Source organism: Moorena sp. SIOASIH (genome assembly GCF_010671925.1).
GTDB lineage: Bacteria > Cyanobacteriota > Cyanobacteriia > Cyanobacteriales > Coleofasciculaceae > Moorena.
This window is the reverse complement of sequence record NZ_JAAHIH010000002.1, coordinates 1,254,556-1,272,487: the sequence shown is the minus strand read 5'-3', so window position 1 is coordinate 1,272,487 and position 17,932 is coordinate 1,254,556. Positions and strand designations below refer to the sequence as shown.

The window sequence follows — 17,932 nt, the reverse complement described above, 5'->3', positions numbered from 1 at the left end:
ATACCAGCAAATAAAGGAAAATTTACGGAACTCGGTATAATCAGAGTGTAGATACTTAATTAGAGTCAGAGTATTAAGTTCTATGTTTCACAAGTATTGAAGTAACCATCAATGAATGCTGGAAAGACCCCTGGTTATCTCCTCAAAAAGATAAACAAAGCACTGTGTAGTGCTTTTCTTGATGAAGATGAATTAGAGATGATGGTGCTTTATGAATTAAATATAAGTCTGAAAGAGGTTGCTAGCGGTAAAAATTTAAAGCAAATTGTTCACAGCTTACTAACTTATTGTGATGCTCACAATAAGTTAGGAAACTTACTTGATGGAGCACTTAACCAAAATTCAGGTAATAATGAATTAAAACAGCTCTATTCCGAAGAATTTAAAATTCCGCCTAGTTTAATCACCATATTGTTTCCTTTAGAAGACAATATCATCAAACCCATGCAACAGGCTTATAAAACTTGTTGTCCCGATGACTACTTTAATTATTATGAAGAATATGAAATCCCTAAAAGTTTCTCTGGAATTATAAAAAAATTGGAAGATATACCTCAACCACCAACTGATGATGAAAAACGTATTGTAAAATTCGTCGCTCGTTTATTAGACACTGGAGATATTCCCGAGCCAACTGCTAAGAAACTCAAGCAATGGTTAACAAAAAATGCTAATAATCCTTCTGATTTATTAGCTCAGACTAGCAGTCACTATCAAAATCATCAGCAACCAAAATTAGATGAACAACCTTATCTGCTTGTTAAGGTAGATTCCAGTAAGCAATATCACCAACAACATCAACCTAGTTATTTAGTCTCAGCTTGGTTCATTCCTGACCTAAGTAATTATGATTATTTACGAAATCATCAACACTGTAAATTTTTAGAGACTCCATCAGCTGATGGAGAATCTGAACAAGATGTATTTTCTCTTGAAGACTTGCCAAAGTTAATAGAGTTTTTTCTAGATCAGTTAATTAAATATTCTCGGGAATATGACGATAAACTAAGAATTGTATTTTTTTTACCCTATGCACTCTTGAACTATAAAATTGAAAGAATTGAAATTAAAGAGAATAATCAGTCAATTCCAATTGGTAGCGAGTATTGTGTTATTTTTCGCTCTATAGGACGCTTGAAAAACTATAAACATCAAGGCAAATGGTTAAGAAAATGGAGACAATTTCAAAATCAACGTCAAACTATATGCTTAGCTAACTTTGCTTTTAGTAATTTTGAGGATTGGCCAGAATTGTATAGTCATTTGGAACAAATAAATGCCATAGGAGTAAAATTGAATCACCCCCCATGTGAGGAAAAATTGAAAGCTATTGATCGTGCGGCAATACCCGTTACTTTATGGCTCAGACAAAATAATTTTACAACTATCAATTGTCAACAGGCTCTCGATCAATTACTCAATTGTCAAATAAATCAGCTTCCTGAAAAGGTAAAACAACAACGGTTACAAGCTTTTCCTAAAGCGAAGAATAAACAAGAACATATCGGACACCATCTTGCTCTTTTGTGGGAAGACCCCTATCTACTACCACCCCAGATTAACTATACACCCCTATGACTAATAACTCTTGGAAAATATTTCGCGGAACTCCCGAACAACCCCACAATGGCATTGAACGCCTTCCTGAGCCTCCTAGCTGGCGGAAATTTGACAAAACAGAACGGGGTAAAACCTATCAGACCAGGCCAGAGGAAATAGAGTTAGTCAATGCAGCGTTGTATCTACGTCGTCCTTTATTAGTAACGGGAAAACCAGGCACAGGAAAAACATCTTTGGCCTATGCAGTCGCTCAAGAGTTACAATTAGGAGAGGTGTTACGTTGGAATATTACCACTCGCTCCCATTTACAGCAAGGACTTTATAGTTATGATGCCATTGGTAGATTACAAGATGCTCAAGGAAGCGGCAAGGATAATTTAGGGGAAATTGGTAAGTATATTCAATTGGGTCCCTTGGGAACAGCGTTACTACCCTCAACTTATCCCAGGGTATTATTAATTGATGAAATGGATAAAAGCGATATTGATTTACCCAATGATTTATTGACTATTTTTGAAGAAGGAGAATTTGAAATCCCGGAATTAACACGAATCAGTGACCAGTTTCCAGACATTGTTGTCAAAACCTGGGATAATCAAACTACAACCATCCCCAGGGGAAAGGTCACCTGCCAAGCATTTCCCTTTGTAGTTCTGACCAGTAACGGAGAGAGGGAATTTCCCCCGGCTTTTTTACGACGCTGTTTACGATTAGATTTACGGGAACCAACTCCCAAGGAATTAGAAGGGATTGTCAAAGCTCACTTAGGGGATAGTCTTGAACAAGCCAAACCGATTATTGAAACATTTCTCAAGCGACGGCAGAAAGGAGACTTGGCTACAGACCAATTGCTCAACGCCATTTATATATTAACTAACACAGTTAATACAGAGGATTATCCCATGCTTGACTCTCAAGAAGAAGACAAAGACCATAAAAAAGCAAAGTTAATTGACCGATTGCTGCAGTACCTCAGTAGTACCTAAGGGATATGGTTGGAAAAGCGATCGCTATTCTACAACAAGCAGGATTTGATTTAACTGCTCGGGAAATAGCCGAAATTCTCTGGTTGGCTGTTCATCTAGACCAGCCAATAGACCAGTCAGAGGAACCACAGCAGCCATTACCACAGCAGCCATCGCAATCATCAACGGTATCCCAAAACCAATCACAGCAACCACAGCAGCCATCGCAATCATCAACGGTATCCCAAGACCAATCACAGCAACCCCCAAATCAAACTCCAGATATTCAAGCAGATACCCAAGAATCATCATTCCCTGAAGTCACAGAACCTGGTGCTGATGTTTATCCACCCTCTTCCAAACCTAAAAAGACTAAAGAAAGTCGAGAAGCAATTCCGATTAAAGTGCCAGCAGCGGTAGCATTGAGAAATAGTCTGGCTTTGGGACGGGCACTTCGTCCGTTAATGCGGAAAGTCCCATCTGCTATAGAAACGATATTGGATCAGGAAGCAACTGTTTACCAAATTGCTGAATCAAACATTTGGCTACCAGTTCTCAAACCTACTCCCGAAAGATGGTTAGAGTTAGCGTTGGTGGTTGAAAAAACTAGTTCAACTGCGGTTTGGAAACAGACAATCATTGAACTGCAACATTTAGTCAAGCATCATGGTGCGTTTCGGGATGTACGCACGTGGGAATTAACGATTACTGAAACGGAAGACATCAATAAACCAAAGGTAGACTTATTTCCTCAAACTAGCACGGGAGGTTATCATTCCACTGCCTATTCTCCCCAGGTATTAATTGATCCGAAGAAACAACGTTTAATTTTATTGGTTAGTGATTGTATTTCTGTGGCTTGGCGCAGACAATTAATTCATCCAGTGCTAGAGTTGTGGGGACGCAATGATTTACTTACTATCCTTCAGCTACTTCCTGAACGGCTTTGGGAACGCACGGCTTTAGCTTCAGAAACACCAGTGCAACTGCATTCTCTTAGTCCTGGAGTTGTCAATTCTCAGTTTATTGTTAAACCTTGGGATGAAGATGACATTGGACTTCTTTCAGAAGTCGGGAACAGTAGTCAGAATAAATCTTCCTCTGTTAGTGTTCCCGTGGTTACGTTAGAACCCTACCCACTACTGGCGTGGTCGCAGGTAATAGCAGGTCAGGGGAATGTTAGTACAGTGGGGTTTAACTTTGATGTATCCCAAGACCCACAAGTAGAGATAAGACCGGTAGATGGTGAAGCCACTCAACCCCAACTGACAGCACCAGCATTAGTTAGTCGATTTCGTGCTACGGCTTCTCCGATGGCGCGTCGGTTAGCTGGATTAATGGCAGCTGCTCCCGTTAGTTTACCTGTAGTGCAACTAATTCAGCAAACCCTGCTACGAAAATCCGCACAAATTCATGTAGCGGAGGTGTTTATGAGTGGACTGCTCCAGTCTATAACCCCTGTAGGCCAAGATTCAAATCCCGATTATATTGAGTACGAATTTAAGCCAGGGGTAAGGGAGTTATTAGTAGATGGTGTACCCATTAGTAAAACCGTTTCAGTTATTGATCAGGTATCTGAGTTTGTCGCTAAACAATTAGGGTTATCAATAAAGGAATTTGAAGGGCGTTTACTTACACCGGCAACTACAAGTAATGATTGGTTAGAAGAAAAAATTCGTCCCTTTGCACAGATAAAGGCTGAAGTTTTAGGGCGATTAGGAGGGGAGTATGCTCGTTTGGCTGAACAACTCCTTATCTCACAAACCCCTACCTCAGATTATCCTTCATCCCAAGACTATCTGCAATTCTTGATGGAGGTATTTCAGGCAACCGTAGACAGCAATAGCGACCCCACAATCGTCTACCCACTCCTGGAAACCAACCTAGACAAACTCGATGATAACTTGATCTATATCCTGCAAACCTGGGCAAGTGCTGAACTCTCAGAAGTGGAACCAGAAATAGCAGAAGACATCGCTAATACTATCTCGGAATTCAGCAACCTGATCAGCGATTTTCCTCTCGGTAATAAAGCCAGTAAGATCGAAATCGCCATGGCTGGTTACGAACAGTTGCTAACAGTTTTTACCCGTGAGAGTAACCGGGAAAGTTGGGCAACTATTCAAAACAACCTGGGCATTGCCTACAGTAACAGAATCCACTCTGACAGGGCATTAAATCTCGAAAAAGCGATTCAAGCATACCAACTATCATTGTCCGTTTACAACAAACAAGACTTCCCCCAAGATTGGGCAATGACTCAAAACAACCTGGGCATTGCCTACAGTAACAGAATCCGGGACAACAGGGCTGAGAATCTAGAAAGAGCGATTCAAGCATACCAACTAGCTTTGTCCGTTTACAACAAACAAGACTTCCCCCAAGATTGGGCAATGACTCAAAACAACCTGGGCATTGCCTACAGTAACAGAATCCGGGACAACAGGGCTGAGAATCTAGAAAGAGCGATTCAAGCATACCAACTAGCTTTGTCCGTTTATACCAGATCATACTTGCCGATCGATTGGGCAATGACTCAAGCTAATCTGGGCATTGCCTACAGTAACAGAATCAGTGGTGACAGGGCATTAAATCTCGAAAAAGCGATTGAAGCATACCAACTAGCATTGTCAGTTTACACCAAACCAGACTTCCCCTACGAGTGGGCAACGACTCAAAACAACCTAGGCGCAGCCTACTGTGACAGAATCCGTGCCGACAGGGCATTAAATCTCGAAAAAGCGATTGAAGCATACCAACGAACTTTGTCCGTTTACACCAAACCAGACTTCCCGATCGAGTGGGCAAGGACTCAAGCTAATCTGGGCATTGCCTACAGTAAAAGAATCCGTGGTGACAGGGCATCGAATCTGGAAAAAGCGATTGAAGCATACCAACGAACTTTGTCCGTTTACACCAAATCAGACTTCCCGATCGAGTGGGCACAGACTCAAAACAACCTAGGCGCAGCCTACAGTGAAAGAATCCGTGCCGACAGGGCTGAGAATATAGAACGTGCTATTGAAGCATTCCAACTAGCCTTGTCAGTTCAGACCAAATCAGACTTTCCTATTGATTGGGCACAGACTCAAAACAACCTGGGCACAGCCTACTGTGACAGAATCTTCTCTGACAGGGCATCGAATCTGGAAAATGCGATTGAGGCATTCCAACTAGCTTTGTGCGTTTACACTAAACCAGACTTCCCCATTGATTGGGCAATGACTCAAAACAACCTGGGCAATGCCTACTGTGACAGAATCCGCTCTGACAGGGCTGAGAATATAGAACGTGCCATTGCCCAATACAAACTAGCTTTGGAAGTTTATACCAAACCAGACTTCCCGATCGAGTGGGCACAGACTCAAAACAACCTGGGCAATGCCTACCGTGACAGAATCCGTGCCGACAGGTCTGAGAATCTAGAAAGAGCCATTCAAGCATTCCAACTAGCTTTGTCCGTTCGCACCAAATCAGACTTCCCGATCGACTGGGCAATGACTCAACACAACCTGGGCACAGCCTACTCTGACAGAATCCGTGGTGATAGGGCTTATAATCTGGAAAATGCCATTGAAGCATTCCAACGAGCTTTGGAGGTTTACACCCCCGAAGCCGATCCCATTAACTGCCTCACAACTTCCAGCAACTTAGGCAACCTTTACTTCACCCAAGGTAACTGGCAAGCGACCATTGATGCCTACCAACACGCCATAACTGCAGTGGAAATCAGTCGCAGTTGGGCAAGTACCGATCAACGTCGCCAAGAGATTATGGCACAGAGAACGCCATTTTATCACAAAATGGTGCAAGCCTATATCAATATAGGACAATCGGATAAAGCGATAGAAACAGTTGAACGCAGCAAAGCTCGCAACCTAGTGGAATTACTCACCAACCGCGACCTTTATCCTAAAGGCAACGTTCCCCAAGAAATAATCACCGAGTTAGATCGACTGCGTCGAAATATTCCATCATTGGAAAGACAGTTAGAAGTGGTTATAGAAAAACTCTCAAAAAATAGTGATGACAAACAACCACAGCAACGACCATCTTTAGAGGAGTCACGGAAACAACTAGAACAAGAATTACAGCAGTCACAGCAGCAGTTAGATCTGGTACTGGATCGAATCAAACCCATAGACCCCAGTTTCAGTCTCACTCAAAACGTGAAAACGATTCCGTTTAGGGAGATTCAGAGCCTGATTGATCAACGCAGTGCCATTATCGAGTGGTATGTTACGGGGGATAAAATTCTTACCTTTATTGTCACTAGTCACAGTCAGCAGCCCATAGTTGTGTCATCCTTTCCCGAAGACCTGGAAAGGTTGGAAAATTGGGATAAAGACTATACCAATGCCTACCGCGAACAAAAAAACCAATGGATAACCAATCTATCCTCTCGCCTCGCCAACCTCGCTACAATACTAGATATTGATAACATCATTTCCGAGATTGATGGAATATTTGAGAAACAAGGGGTTAAATGCGATCGCTTAATTCTAGTGCCCCATCGTTTGCTGCATCTGTTTCCCCTCCATGCTCTACCCCTATCAAAGGGTAATTTACTTATCGATCGCTTTGAAAGAGGGGTAAGTTATGCCCCTAGTAGCCAGTTACTGAAACTAATAAAAGAACAACACCGCCCTAATTTTAATAACTTATTTGCTATCCAAAACCCAACGAGAGCTGGAGCAAAACCCTTGCCTGGCTCGAAACTAGAAGTTGATAAAATCCGACAATACTTTGACCCCAACCATAGCATAGTTCTTGCTGAAGCAGAGGCAACAGAAGCAAAGCTGAATCAACATATGAAGCAACTACGCTCTGCTCACTGTGTCCACTTTTCCTGTCATGGCAAGTTGGAGTTTAAATCTCCCCTAGAATCAGCCCTACTCCTAGCAGATGCAGACCTAACCTTGTCCAAAATCTTTAAACTTAACCTCAGTCAATGTCGTATTGTCGTTCTTTCTGCCAGTGAAAGTGGGATGACCCTTTCAAGTAACAAAGAAGAAGATATTGGCTTACCTAGTGGTTTAGATGAATATATTGGTTTGCCTAGCGGTTTTCTCTATGCAGGTAGTCCTAGCGTTATCAGCACCCTCTGGACAGTCGATCCTCTTGCCAATGCTTTGTTAGTCATCAAACTATACAAAAATCTAAAACGACTGCCAACATTAGGAGATGGGGATGTTTCAACCGCCTTGGTTAACGCCCAATTATGGTTACGAACACTGAACAGTAAAACCTTGGCAAGAATCCAAAAAAGCCAAAAATTTAAGGGTTTGATGGCTAAAATCTTTGAAAACAATAAGCGGGATAGTTACATATTCTATGACTTACTATATGCTGCTATTAAGCGCCAACCCTATCCTTTTGCTCACCCCTATTATTGGGCCGCTTCCGTAGTCACAGGCACTTAGGAGTTAGAATCGTCATATTTCCAAATTTTCCATGCCTTCGTCGTGGATATAGATAGCAAATGGAGTAGCAATTACTGCTGACGGGGTGACAAGCGCCCCGTCAGCAGACGAGGTGCATTCAGCCTAGCGAAAAGGGAAGGACGAGAAGAAGGGGAAAGAAACTTACTATTGCGACAGCTTGAGGGCCCTGTCTTGATCCAGTCGCTCATGGGGCAAAACCCCAAGACCGTGCTGCATCGCTTTTGGCAAACTAACCAGGAATGCGATCGCGTAGCGTCACTTTCGCCAAATCCCATTAATCGAAGCCTTGACCAAGCAAGACTTAGGCCGAAAAAAGAAATAAGGTAAAAATAAGGTAAAGAGTGTAACAAACTCCCTGCTCCCTCAAACCCAAGACTTTATACCTCACCAAATTAGAACTCCCCTAAATATACCAATAAAAAAAATCGGTCAAGTTCTGGTGAACCCCAATGCTTGACCGAATTCTATTGTGTAAGCCACCACAAGTACAGCGGAGCTCAAATCTAGATACTGTTGATCAACGAATACATTCCTCAGTGGTCAGTAGTCAGTGGTCAGTGGTCAGTGGTCAGCTTTGTGGCACAGGCTTCCAGCCTGTGACCTAACCCATAAGCTGATAACTGATAGCTGATAGCTGATAGCTGATAGCTGATAGCTGATAACTGATAACTGATAACTGATCGCTTCAAAATAACCTCCACAATTCCTAGTCGCCAGGGCGTCAAAACCCTGGCAAAACCCTATCCTAGTCTACATAGAAATATCGAATCAAAAAGGTCATCACCTCACCAGGCTTTTCAGTAGGTTCTGGAGTGCTCCACTCGTCGGGATAGGCGTATTTAAGGGCATAGATGGCATTAATCGTATTCCGAACTTGTTCAGGAGAACCGATCAAAACGTACTTGACTTTCTTAGGTTTACGACCAGGGTTTTGAGGGTTTTGATTGTCATCGGAGTTAGGCGGAATGTTTTTAGTCATAATCAACAGTATCCTTAAATGGTGTATATTATTAATATATACATAAATTAATCAATTGTCAAGGGGTTTAGGAATTTTTTTTTATTACGAAATTTAGAGTTGCTATAATAGTAAATAGGGCATAAATAAGAGAGTATTTTTGGTAGTATGGGATGGTATTTAGTGTGGTAATTTTGGTAAAAAGATTAGAATTTTTGCCCAATTACAAACGCAATTGCTCCTACTCCCGACTCCCGACTCCCGACTCCCTACTCCCTGTTCCCTATATAAACCTCGTAAACCTGTAAAACCATGAGATTCATCAGCCCGAAAACTGACTTTGCTTTCAAGAAAATCTTTGGCTCAGATCAGAGTAAGGATATTCTGATTTCCTTCCTCAATGCCATGATCTACTCTGGTAATTCCGTCATCCAGGATTTAGAAATTATTGATCCCTATAGTGCGGGGGATGTAGTAGATTTAAAAGACACTTATCTGGATGTTAAGGCAGTATTAGAAGATCAAACGACTGTCATCATTGAGATGCAACTCTGGAATGTGGAGGCTTTCGAGAAGCGAGTGGTGTATAACTTGTGCAAAACCTATGGAAATCAACTTAAATCGGGACAGGGATATTTCGATCTCAATCCGGTCATTGCTTTAACCATCACGGATTTTAAGTTATTCCCCTCAACCGAAAAAGTCATTAGCTGTTTTTACTTTCAAGAGGAAGAAGACCACTTGCCTTATCAGGAGAACGAGCTAAAGCTAGTGTTTGTGGAACTACCCAAATTTACTAAGCAACTGGAAGAATTAGACAGTGTGATAGATAAGTGGATATTTTTTATCAAAGAAGCGCCCAACTTAGAAATCATTCCTGACCAGCTCAGGGAAATCCCACAGCTAGAACAAGCTTTAACAATAGCGAATCAAGCGGGGTTGAGTGTCTCAGAAGTGGAAAAACTCCGCAAACAGGAGATGGCCTTGGAGGACGCGCGACGTGCATGGAGTTTCGCGAAAAGGGAAGGACGAGAAGAAGGACGAGAAGAAGGAAGGCTAGAAGGGAAAAGAAATTTACTATTGGGACTGCTTGAGAGCCGTTTTGGACAACTAACCAGGAATGCGAACGCATTAATCGAAGCCTTGACCAACCAAGACCTAGACCGTTTATCAAAAGCCATCTGGGATTTTAACACCAGTGAAGACTTACTCAACTGGCTGCAAGAGCATTCTAACTAAAGGTAGCTATAGGGTAACTAAATCAATTGTGATAATTTTTGTTCCCTACTCCCTACTCCCTACTCCCTACTCCCTACTCCCTACTCCCTACTCCCTACTCCCTATTCCCTGTTCCCTGTTCCCTTTCCTATATCATCCGCTTCAACCGCACCATAAAAAAACCATCCATCTGGTCTCGATAGGGCACAACTTTCAGCCAACCTTCCGGTGTTAAAAACCCCTTAAGAAACGAAAGAGTAGGGGGTTCAATTTGCCACTGAGAATGACCTTCCAGAAACCATTGTATTACCCCCTCATTTTCTTGAGGATTTAAGGTACAGGTAGCATACACTAAAACACCTCCGGGCTTGACCCAAGTTGCGGTATGCTCTAACAATTCTTTTTGCAAAACAGTAAGTTCTTGGACTTTTTCTGGAGTCATGCGCCAACGAATATCAGGACGTCGGTGAAGGGTACCATTACCGGAACAGGGAGCATCTAATAACACAGCATTAGCGATGTTAGTAAATTCAGGTAAATCCCGACTATCACCAGTACTGAGCTGAATCGATTGTAATTGTAAGCGTTCGGCATTCTGTTGGACTTTTTTGAGGCGGGAAGCTGAGCGATCGCATGCCCAAATTTTGCCCTGATCTGCCATTAATTCCGCAATATGAGTTGTCTTGCCCCCCGGTGCAGCACAGGCATCAATCACCACATCACCAGGTTGAGGGTCCAGCAGATAACTGACCAGCTGGGCACTACAATCTTGAACAGTCCACCAACCCTCTTTAAATCCCGGTAGCTCTTGAATCGCACCAACACCACCCACAACCCGCAGTGCTTGGGGGAGCTGAGCTGGGTTGCTGAAAATAGGGATAATCTGACCATTCCCCTCGTCCTGGTGGGAGACCAAGGGAGGTACCCGCTGAATAGCCAGTTCAGCAGATTGCATCCCTGCCTCCACTTCCTCCATGGACACCTTGAGGGGATTTACCCGTAAGTCAATGGTAGGAGATTGGTTAAACCATTGACACAGCTGTTCTGTTTCCTCTGCTCCCAGCTGTTGTAACCACAGCTCGATCATCCAATCGGGAAAACTGTGTAAAATGCCCAAACGCTCGATATCCCCTTCTGGCAACTGCAAAGGGTCAGGGGAATTGGCAGCTAAACGGCCATAGTTTCGTAGTAAACCATTAACCACCCCTGCCAGTCCTTTGAAGCCATTGTTCTTCGCTAGGTCAACGGTGGTATTGACCGCTGCTGAAGCAGGAATTCGGGCTTGATAGCGCAGCTGATATAGTCCAAGGTGAAGTATAGTGCGCAAATCTGGAGGTTGTTGATTCGCTTTCTTTTTGCCCAACTGGTCAAGTAGAGCATCCAGAGTGCGCTGTCGTCGGACACTACCATAAACTAATTCTGTCACTAAGCCCCGATCAGCACCAGTTAACTGAGCAGTGTGTAGCACTCGATTCAGGGCAATATCAGCAAAAGCACCCCGCCGATGAATATCCCGGAGGGCTAGGAATGCTAACTGGCGAGGATTTTGTTTATCAAAGGTTGACGGTTGACCCTTGACCGTTGACGATTTATCTTGGCTCACAAACTCTGTACTCCTCTGGATGTCAACTGATCAGCTAATATGCATTTATAGCAGTTATCAATTCGGTTCGGAACAAAGTCCTGGGTTTTAGGGAGTAGGGAGTAGGGAGTAGGGAGTAGGGAGGAAAAGGAAGACAAGTCCAATCACCCCACACCCCACACCCCAAAGTTGATACTCACGTCTTTGTTAAAAACCTACCCTGATCAGCTCCTCCCTGTTCCCTGTTCCCTGTTCCCTATTCCCTGTTCCCGACAACTGCCGCGAAGTCTAGTTATCAATTCGGTATTGAGAACTGCTATAAATAAAATGGTTAATCCTTTTTAAACATTGGGTATGTCAGCCACCTCAAGCCCTTTACCAGAAGCTCTTGCTCGGATTGTAGAACGCTTTCAGCGCCGCAAAGACCCCAAGCAACGGTATCAGCAGTTGCTGTGGTACGCCAAGAAGCTTCAGGCAATGCCAGAAACTGATAAAGTGCCAGAAAACAAGGTTCCTGGCTGCGTGTCCCAGGTTTATATCACCGCTAACTTGGATGATGGCAAAGTCTTGTATCAGGGAGACTCAGATGCCCAATTGGTTAAAGGATTAGTAGCGTTGTTGATTGAAGGCTTGAATGGACTGACGCCGACAGAGATTGTCAACCTATCTCCTGACTTTATTCAAGACATAGGATTGAACGCTAGTTTAACCCCTTCTCGCGCTAATGGATTTTACAACATTTTCCAGACCATGAAGAAAAAGGCCCTAGGATATCAGTTGGGAATGTCTTCCAGAGAATTGAATTGAGGGATTTTCCCTTCTATTTTCCCCACACCCGGTCACCTCATAAGGGTAGGTTTTTTACATTTGGGTCGGGAGTCCGGAATCGGAACCCACCCCTAACCCCTCCCAGGAGGGGAACGGGAATCGGGAGTCGGGAATCGGAACCCACCCCTAACCCCTCCCAGGAGGGGAAGAGCGGGAAATGGGGAGAATTATCCCGGAAATAATTGTGTATTTTGATACAGATTTTCAGGAATTTATACCTAATAAAAGTACATACTCGCCCCTTTGTAAAAAACCTACCCTTGTAAGGTCACCCACCCCGGACCGGGGATTAACTGACAAGACCCTTGAAATGCTGATTGTCCCGTAGGTTGGATTACGCGATCGCTAACCCAACGAACACCTCACCCTTGGTTGGGTTTCGTTGCCTCAACCCAACCTACGCCATGATCTAAAGTCACTCAACCAGCTCTGTTCCCGATTCCCGATTCCCTGTTCCCTGTTCCCTGTTCCCGATTCCCGATTCCCGATTCCCTGTTCCCGATTCCCGATTCCCGATTCCCGATTCCCTATATTTGAGTAAATCCAGACTAAATGAAGCCTGAAACCCTTGTATAAACAGGGTTTCAGGTGTTTTTCTATGACAAAGCTACTTGAGTTCCAGCGTAGCATGGGCAATTTGCCCTTGACTTATCCATTAGAGTTTCAGTACAATAAAGTAGAACATTTGTACTACTATAGTCTTTCCTCTTAACCATTGCACCCACACCCCTAGAGCCATCACATCCCTCCTACAACGAACGATTGTAGAGCAGCGATTGGCCTACGGCCACGCTACGCGATCGCGTATCGCTGTGGGTAGTGTCGGGTACTTGCCATTAGCCACTGGCTGATAGGGAAACCTCTTGTTTGGGAATTATCTCAAATAAGAGCATTGTCAAATAAGAGCACTGTTTTAAGAGCACTGTTCTAGTAGGGAGTAGTTAGTGGATGAATATTGCTAACCAGCCACCGGCTACTATAGCGTTTTCCATATTAATGAAATACACACACCTATTTTTTCCCGATTCCCGATTCCCTACTCCCTACTCCCTACTCCCTACTCCCTACTCCCGATTCCCGATTCCCGATTCCCGATTCCCGATTCCCTACTCCCTGCTCCCTACTCCCTACTCCCTATTCCCTGCGCTATAGCAATTTTCAAGTAATCATTTTCAATTAAAAAAATCTAAATATCGTCAAAGGAACACACTATATGGTTGCCACAAAAGACAGCAAAGACCAGATTTTCCAAGCCTTTGAGCAAATCCTAAAAGAGCGGCAAAACATTGACTCAAAAATTGCCACCAAAGAAGAAGAAGCAGAAAAAGCTAAAAATCAACAAGTGCTGGAAACTGCCTCAAACTATACCGTTGATAATATTGTCAAAGGAATGGCTGATTTACAGCTAGAGTTTGGCACCATTGTTAATGAATTGTCAGAAAAATTATCCTCAGAAGCCTCTAAACTTGATGAGCTAAAGCTGGCGATTAAAGTAGAAACTGAACACTTGCAATACCTTCAGAAAACTCGAGTTGTAGCTGATGCCTTACATTTGCTCAATCAAGAGCACCAAGAAAAGCTAAAATCCCTAGATCAAAAAGCAGATCAACAGCGAGAAGAGATCGAAAAAGACCAAGAGCAAAAACGTAAACTTTGGCAAAAAGACCAGGAAGACTTTGAAATAGCACGTCAAGAACAAAACGAATTATTGGCTCGGGAACGACAACGCCAAGAAGCTGACTATCAATACGAATTAGAACGTAACCGTAAAATTGAGACGGATCAGTATGAAGAACTGAGCCGTAACCAGGAGCGAGAATTGCAAGAGGCCAATCAAGAAAAAGAAAAGCAATGGTCTGAGCGAGAACAGAAGCTACAAGAATCTCAAGACCTGTTTGAAGAGTATCAACAGAAAGTGGAAGCTTTCCCCGCTGAGCTAGATGAAATCGTTAAAAAAGTAAAAGATAAAGCAATTAAAAAAGTCCAAAACGACGCTAAAGTACAGGCTGATTTACTAACCAAAGGCTGGGAAGTTACGCAACAGGGTTATGACATTAAAATTCAGTCCTTGGAGCAACACATAGAAAAACAAAATAAACAAATTGAAAATCTCTATAGTCAGCTACAAGAGACCCTGAAACAGTCCCAAGCCCTGACCTTGAAAGCTTTTGATGGGTCTTCAAGAAGCAAGGATCAAAATTAGTGAATAGTGATATCAGTTCAGAAATTGTCAAACATAATCTAACCTTGAAAGTATGACACGCAAACCTAACAGCAAGAACACCAAAGCAGAAATTTTAGAAGCTTACAAGGAATTACTAGCAGAACGAAATGCTTTGGAAAAAGAAATGAAGCAGATGAACAAAACGGCAACTCCTCAAGTATCCACGGTGGAAAAAAAGCAAACTAATGGATCCGTACCAGCAAAAGTCATGAAAGACAAAATGATGTATACCCTTGACAGCCTGGTTAAGCTGCAATTAGGGTTTGGTAGTAGTGTCAGTGAGTTGTCGGAAAAACTAACATCAGAAGCCGCTAAACTAGAAGAATTAAGAACAGCGGTTACTGAGGAAACTCAACAACTTGCTGAACTCCACAATTTATCAGAAATTCAAGACGATACCTTAGATACCTTAATCGAAACCTATCAGAATAGCTCTAAAGCTTTCGATGAAGAAATTTACAAAAAACGGGAAGAGTTAGAGCTGCAAATAAATCAGTTAAAACAATCCTGGTACAAAGAACAAGAGGAACAGCAACGAGCTATTAAAGAACGGAATGAAGAACAAAATAAAACCCGTAAGCGAGATGCTCAAGAGTATGATTATAATTTAGACCTACAACGCAGCTTAGATAAAGAAACCTACAACCATAACCAAGAACGTTTATACAAAGAATTGGAGGAAACGAGGCAACAACAAGAGAAACAATGGGCAGAGCGGGAAAATGCGATCGCAGAGCGAGAGAAGCAGTTTGAAGAATTAAAAACTAAGGTAGAAGCCTTCGACCAAGAAAAATCAGTTGCTATCAAAAAAGCCCAAGAAGAAGGCAAAGCGATTGCTAGCCACCAGGTCAAAATTCAAGCCGACTTACAGAATAAGGAATTAGAAGGAAATAATCGTGTCTATCAGCTAAGAATTGAATCCCTGGAACAGACAATAAAGGAATCCTCAGCACGGATACACAGTCTTTCCCAGCAACTCGATACTGCCCTCAAACAAGTTCAGGATTTAGCAGTCAAGGCAATTGAGGGTGCTTCTAATATCAACTCTTATCAAGCCCTTAAAGAAATTGCCTTAGAGCAAGCCAAAAACCCAACTAAGGGTAAATAAGCTGAGGGGGTGACAACAAGGCTAAAAAGGAGACAGGGTGTGGGGTGTGGGGTGTAGGGTGTGGGGTGTGGGGTTGAAGAAAGATAGTTTACTTGTATCATATAATGACAATAGAATCTTATCGTGACCTAAAGGTTTGGCAGGTAGGGATGGATTTAGCTCAGATGTGCTATTTAGCTACTCGTCATTTTCCCAAAGAAGAACTTTATGGAATGATTTCCCAGATTCGCCGAGCATCAGCTTCAATTCCAGCTAATATTGCTGAGGGATATGGAAGAAAAACAAGACTTGAGTATATTCAGTTTTTATATATTGCACAAGGTTCCCTCAAAGAATTAGAAACTCATCTTCTACTATCGAAAAGGGTGAAGTTAGGGTCGGGTGAAGTTATTGACTCCCTTCTTAGTCAATGCGAGTCGAATGGTAAATTACTATCAGCTCTAATTCGCGCCCTAGAAAACAAGAACTGATTTTCCCTACCCCCCACACCCTACCTCATAAGGGTAGGTTTTTTACAAAGACCTCAGGTGTGGGGTGTGGGGTGTGGGGTGTGGGGTGTGGGGGATAAGAAAATATACCATTATTGTCGTTAAAAATCATCATTGTCTTGATGGAACTGCCGTGGTTTCCCCCACTCGCGCTCTGGTACTTGACAATATTTCCCCCACTCGTGCTCTGGATAAAGACAATAAAAGTATGTACTCGCCCCAAAGTAAAAAACCTACCCCCCACACCCTACCCTCACAAGGGTAGGTTTTTTACATTTGGGCGAGTACGTACTGGAATTGGTTATAAAGAACTCAAAATATGTCGGAAAATCTACAATAATTTGCACCGATTACCGACCCATCTCCCCATTACCCATTACCCATTACCCATTACCTATTACCTATTACCTATTACCTATCTCCAAAGTAAAAAACCTACCCCCCACACCCTACCCCCCACACCCCACACCCCGCGCCTCACGTCTTTGTTAAAAACCTACTCTTATGAGTTGTATCATCAGGGATATTGGGTCAAAGCGCTAATCAACCGATGGAAACAATTTCGGTAGGTGGCGACTCGTGATCACAAGCTTGCTGACCAATCTTGAGCTATGGAGCGCGTTCGCGTAGCGTGGCCTACGGCCAATCGCTTCCATTTTTTTTTGGGTTGTCAGGTCAGCAAACACATCCTAAGTTGTCAATTTCGGTATCAGTGTTCTATTAATGGTTATGAACGTAATCAAAAAAATTCGGGTGTTACTGATTGAGAGGGGTGATTTGACGCAGTTAGGTCTCAGAAAAGTCTTGGAGCAGTACAAAGAAGTCAGTTTGGTGTCTCAAGTTTCTAGCTTGCGTCATGTGGCGGCCTTTTTAAAAAAATCTAACCCGGACGTAGTAGTCATTAATTTAGAGCCTTCAACCAATAGTGATGCATTATTGCGGTTAGTCAGAAATTGGAAAGTGGCATTTTTTCCTAACATATTGCTGCTATCTTGGGACACATCAGAAGAATTTGTTATAAGCGCTTTTGGGGCTGGGGTAGACTCCTATTATCTAAAACGTATCAATTTTCCGAAAACTAATCTAGACACCAGTACTTTCTTAGATGCTTTAAAAGCTACCTATGAAGGGCAACACTGGATTGATCCAGAAATAGCTGGTTATCTCCTAAAAAACAGTATCAAGTCACCCGGCAAGAATTTTTCTGGGATTACTTTAATCAATTCCTGTGAGCCTGACTATTATCAGATTCTTAGGGAAAATCCACTGACTGAACGGGAGCTAACTGTCTTGGAATTGATCGTAGCCGGTTATACAAATGACGAAATTGCCCAGCGATTATTGCTAGGTCTTGGCACAGTTAAAACTCACATTCGGTCTCTGCTGTGGAAACTGTGCTGTGACGATAGAACACAAGCAGCAGTGCAAGCACTTCGCAGTGGTTTGGTGAAGTAGATACAGCAGTTATCAATTGGGTGAGTTACAAAGTTCTAGGTTTTAGGGAGTAGGGAGTAGGGAGTAGGGAGTAGGGAGTAGGGAGTAGGGAGTAGGGAAGTC

Annotated in this window: 18 protein-coding genes; 15 read left to right on the top strand and 3 right to left on the bottom strand. The window is 42.9% G+C overall.

Annotated elements, in window-relative coordinates:
• The first annotated feature begins 111 nt into the window (after positions 1-111).
• The 4 genes from F6J90_RS13110 (at position 112) to F6J90_RS13095 (ending at position 8,574) form a co-directional block, all read left to right on the top strand.
• On the top strand, positions 112-1,578 hold the full coding sequence (locus F6J90_RS13110; RefSeq protein WP_293093803.1) for an effector-associated domain EAD1-containing protein: 1,467 nt from the start codon (positions 112-114) through the stop codon (positions 1,576-1,578).
• Positions 1,575-2,546 carry a MoxR family ATPase gene (locus F6J90_RS13105; RefSeq protein ID WP_293093800.1) on the top strand — a complete coding sequence of 324 codons (972 nt, stop codon included), beginning with the start codon at positions 1,575-1,577 and terminating at the stop codon, positions 2,544-2,546. Before F6J90_RS13110 ends, F6J90_RS13105 begins: the two co-directional genes overlap by 4 nt.
• A gap of 5 nt (positions 2,547-2,551) precedes the next feature.
• The gene (locus F6J90_RS13100; protein WP_293093797.1) at positions 2,552-7,948 is read left to right on the top strand and encodes a CHAT domain-containing tetratricopeptide repeat protein; all 5,397 of its coding nucleotides are present in this window, start codon (positions 2,552-2,554) and stop codon (positions 7,946-7,948) included.
• A 470-nt stretch (positions 7,949-8,418) separates the two neighbouring features.
• Entirely contained in the window at positions 8,419-8,574 is a 156-nt protein-coding gene (locus F6J90_RS13095) for a hypothetical protein (protein ID WP_293093794.1), read from the top strand.
• Between the two features lie 140 nt (positions 8,575-8,714).
• Here the strand turns inward: F6J90_RS13095 and F6J90_RS13090 are convergent, their stop codons facing one another.
• A complete protein-coding gene (locus F6J90_RS13090) occupies positions 8,715-8,948 on the bottom strand; it encodes a hypothetical protein (protein WP_293059147.1) in 234 nt (77 codons plus the stop codon).
• Positions 8,949-9,100: 152 nt separating this feature from the next.
• Between F6J90_RS13090 and F6J90_RS13085 the strand changes: the two genes are divergently transcribed.
• From F6J90_RS13085 to F6J90_RS13075, 3 genes are read left to right on the top strand one after another with little or no spacing between them, the layout of a single operon-like run.
• Complete coding sequence (locus F6J90_RS13085) at positions 9,101-9,235, top strand: hypothetical protein (RefSeq protein ID WP_293093791.1); 135 nt, start codon at positions 9,101-9,103, stop codon at positions 9,233-9,235.
• Between the two features lie 4 nt (positions 9,236-9,239).
• Complete coding sequence (locus F6J90_RS13080; protein ID WP_293093789.1) at positions 9,240-10,166, top strand: Rpn family recombination-promoting nuclease/putative transposase; 927 nt, start codon at positions 9,240-9,242, stop codon at positions 10,164-10,166.
• A gap of 38 nt (positions 10,167-10,204) precedes the next feature.
• The gene (locus F6J90_RS13075; protein WP_293093786.1) at positions 10,205-10,348 is read left to right on the top strand and encodes a hypothetical protein; all 144 of its coding nucleotides are present in this window, start codon (positions 10,205-10,207) and stop codon (positions 10,346-10,348) included.
• Here the strand turns inward: F6J90_RS13075 and rsmB are convergent.
• Together rsmB and F6J90_RS13065 are read right to left on the bottom strand one after the other, a co-directional pair.
• Entirely contained in the window at positions 10,294-11,748 is a 1,455-nt protein-coding gene (gene rsmB / locus F6J90_RS13070) for a 16S rRNA (cytosine(967)-C(5))-methyltransferase RsmB (protein WP_293093783.1), read from the bottom strand. The genes F6J90_RS13075 and rsmB overlap by 55 nt on opposite strands.
• A complete protein-coding gene (locus tag F6J90_RS13065; RefSeq protein WP_293093780.1) occupies positions 11,745-11,885 on the bottom strand; it encodes a hypothetical protein in 141 nt (46 codons plus the stop codon). Before F6J90_RS13065 ends, rsmB begins: the two co-directional genes overlap by 4 nt.
• Positions 11,886-11,931: 46 nt before the next feature.
• Between F6J90_RS13065 and F6J90_RS13060 the strand changes: the two genes are divergently transcribed.
• From F6J90_RS13060 to F6J90_RS13025, 8 genes are all read left to right on the top strand, one after another.
• A complete protein-coding gene (locus F6J90_RS13060; RefSeq protein WP_293093778.1) occupies positions 11,932-12,072 on the top strand; it encodes a hypothetical protein in 141 nt (46 codons plus the stop codon).
• Positions 12,073-12,081: 9 nt separating this feature from the next.
• Positions 12,082-12,534 carry a SufE family protein gene (locus tag F6J90_RS13055; RefSeq protein ID WP_009149117.1) on the top strand — a complete coding sequence of 151 codons (453 nt, stop codon included), beginning with the start codon at positions 12,082-12,084 and terminating at the stop codon, positions 12,532-12,534.
• A 403-nt stretch (positions 12,535-12,937) separates the two neighbouring features.
• Entirely contained in the window at positions 12,938-13,096 is a 159-nt protein-coding gene (locus F6J90_RS13050; RefSeq protein ID WP_293093775.1) for a hypothetical protein, read from the top strand.
• A gap of 407 nt (positions 13,097-13,503) precedes the next feature.
• Entirely contained in the window at positions 13,504-13,707 is a 204-nt protein-coding gene (locus F6J90_RS13045; protein ID WP_293093772.1) for a hypothetical protein, read from the top strand.
• A gap of 61 nt (positions 13,708-13,768) precedes the next feature.
• Positions 13,769-14,758, top strand: coding sequence for a hypothetical protein (locus tag F6J90_RS13040; protein WP_293093769.1), 990 nt, complete (start codon positions 13,769-13,771; stop codon positions 14,756-14,758).
• A gap of 52 nt (positions 14,759-14,810) precedes the next feature.
• On the top strand, positions 14,811-15,887 hold the full coding sequence (locus F6J90_RS13035; protein WP_293093766.1) for a hypothetical protein: 1,077 nt from the start codon (positions 14,811-14,813) through the stop codon (positions 15,885-15,887).
• A gap of 104 nt (positions 15,888-15,991) precedes the next feature.
• Positions 15,992-16,357 (top strand): four helix bundle protein, encoded by a 366-nt coding sequence (locus tag F6J90_RS13030; RefSeq protein WP_293093763.1) that lies wholly within the window; start codon positions 15,992-15,994, stop codon positions 16,355-16,357.
• Between the two features lie 747 nt (positions 16,358-17,104).
• Complete coding sequence (locus F6J90_RS13025) at positions 17,105-17,830, top strand: response regulator transcription factor (RefSeq protein WP_293093760.1); 726 nt, start codon at positions 17,105-17,107, stop codon at positions 17,828-17,830.
• Positions 17,831-17,932 lie beyond the last annotated feature (102 nt).

Coding starts and splice junctions, on each gene's coding strand:
- F6J90_RS13025 (WP_293093760.1), top strand. CDS start 17,105: ATGAACGTAATCAAAAAAATTCGGGTGTTACTGATTGAGAGGGGTGAT.
- F6J90_RS13085 (WP_293093791.1), top strand. CDS start 9,101: ATGGTATTTAGTGTGGTAATTTTGGTAAAAAGATTAGAATTTTTGCCC.
- F6J90_RS13110 (WP_293093803.1), top strand. CDS start 112: ATGAATGCTGGAAAGACCCCTGGTTATCTCCTCAAAAAGATAAACAAA.
- F6J90_RS13080 (WP_293093789.1), top strand. CDS start 9,240: ATGAGATTCATCAGCCCGAAAACTGACTTTGCTTTCAAGAAAATCTTT.
- F6J90_RS13045 (WP_293093772.1), top strand. CDS start 13,504: ATGAATATTGCTAACCAGCCACCGGCTACTATAGCGTTTTCCATATTA.
- F6J90_RS13100 (WP_293093797.1), top strand. CDS start 2,552: ATGGTTGGAAAAGCGATCGCTATTCTACAACAAGCAGGATTTGATTTA.
- F6J90_RS13040 (WP_293093769.1), top strand. CDS start 13,769: ATGGTTGCCACAAAAGACAGCAAAGACCAGATTTTCCAAGCCTTTGAG.
- F6J90_RS13090 (WP_293059147.1), bottom strand. CDS start 8,948: ATGACTAAAAACATTCCGCCTAACTCCGATGACAATCAAAACCCTCAA.
- F6J90_RS13035 (WP_293093766.1), top strand. CDS start 14,811: ATGACACGCAAACCTAACAGCAAGAACACCAAAGCAGAAATTTTAGAA.
- F6J90_RS13095 (WP_293093794.1), top strand. CDS start 8,419: ATGCTTGACCGAATTCTATTGTGTAAGCCACCACAAGTACAGCGGAGC.
- F6J90_RS13105 (WP_293093800.1), top strand. CDS start 1,575: ATGACTAATAACTCTTGGAAAATATTTCGCGGAACTCCCGAACAACCC.
- F6J90_RS13030 (WP_293093763.1), top strand. CDS start 15,992: ATGACAATAGAATCTTATCGTGACCTAAAGGTTTGGCAGGTAGGGATG.
- F6J90_RS13055 (WP_009149117.1), top strand. CDS start 12,082: ATGTCAGCCACCTCAAGCCCTTTACCAGAAGCTCTTGCTCGGATTGTA.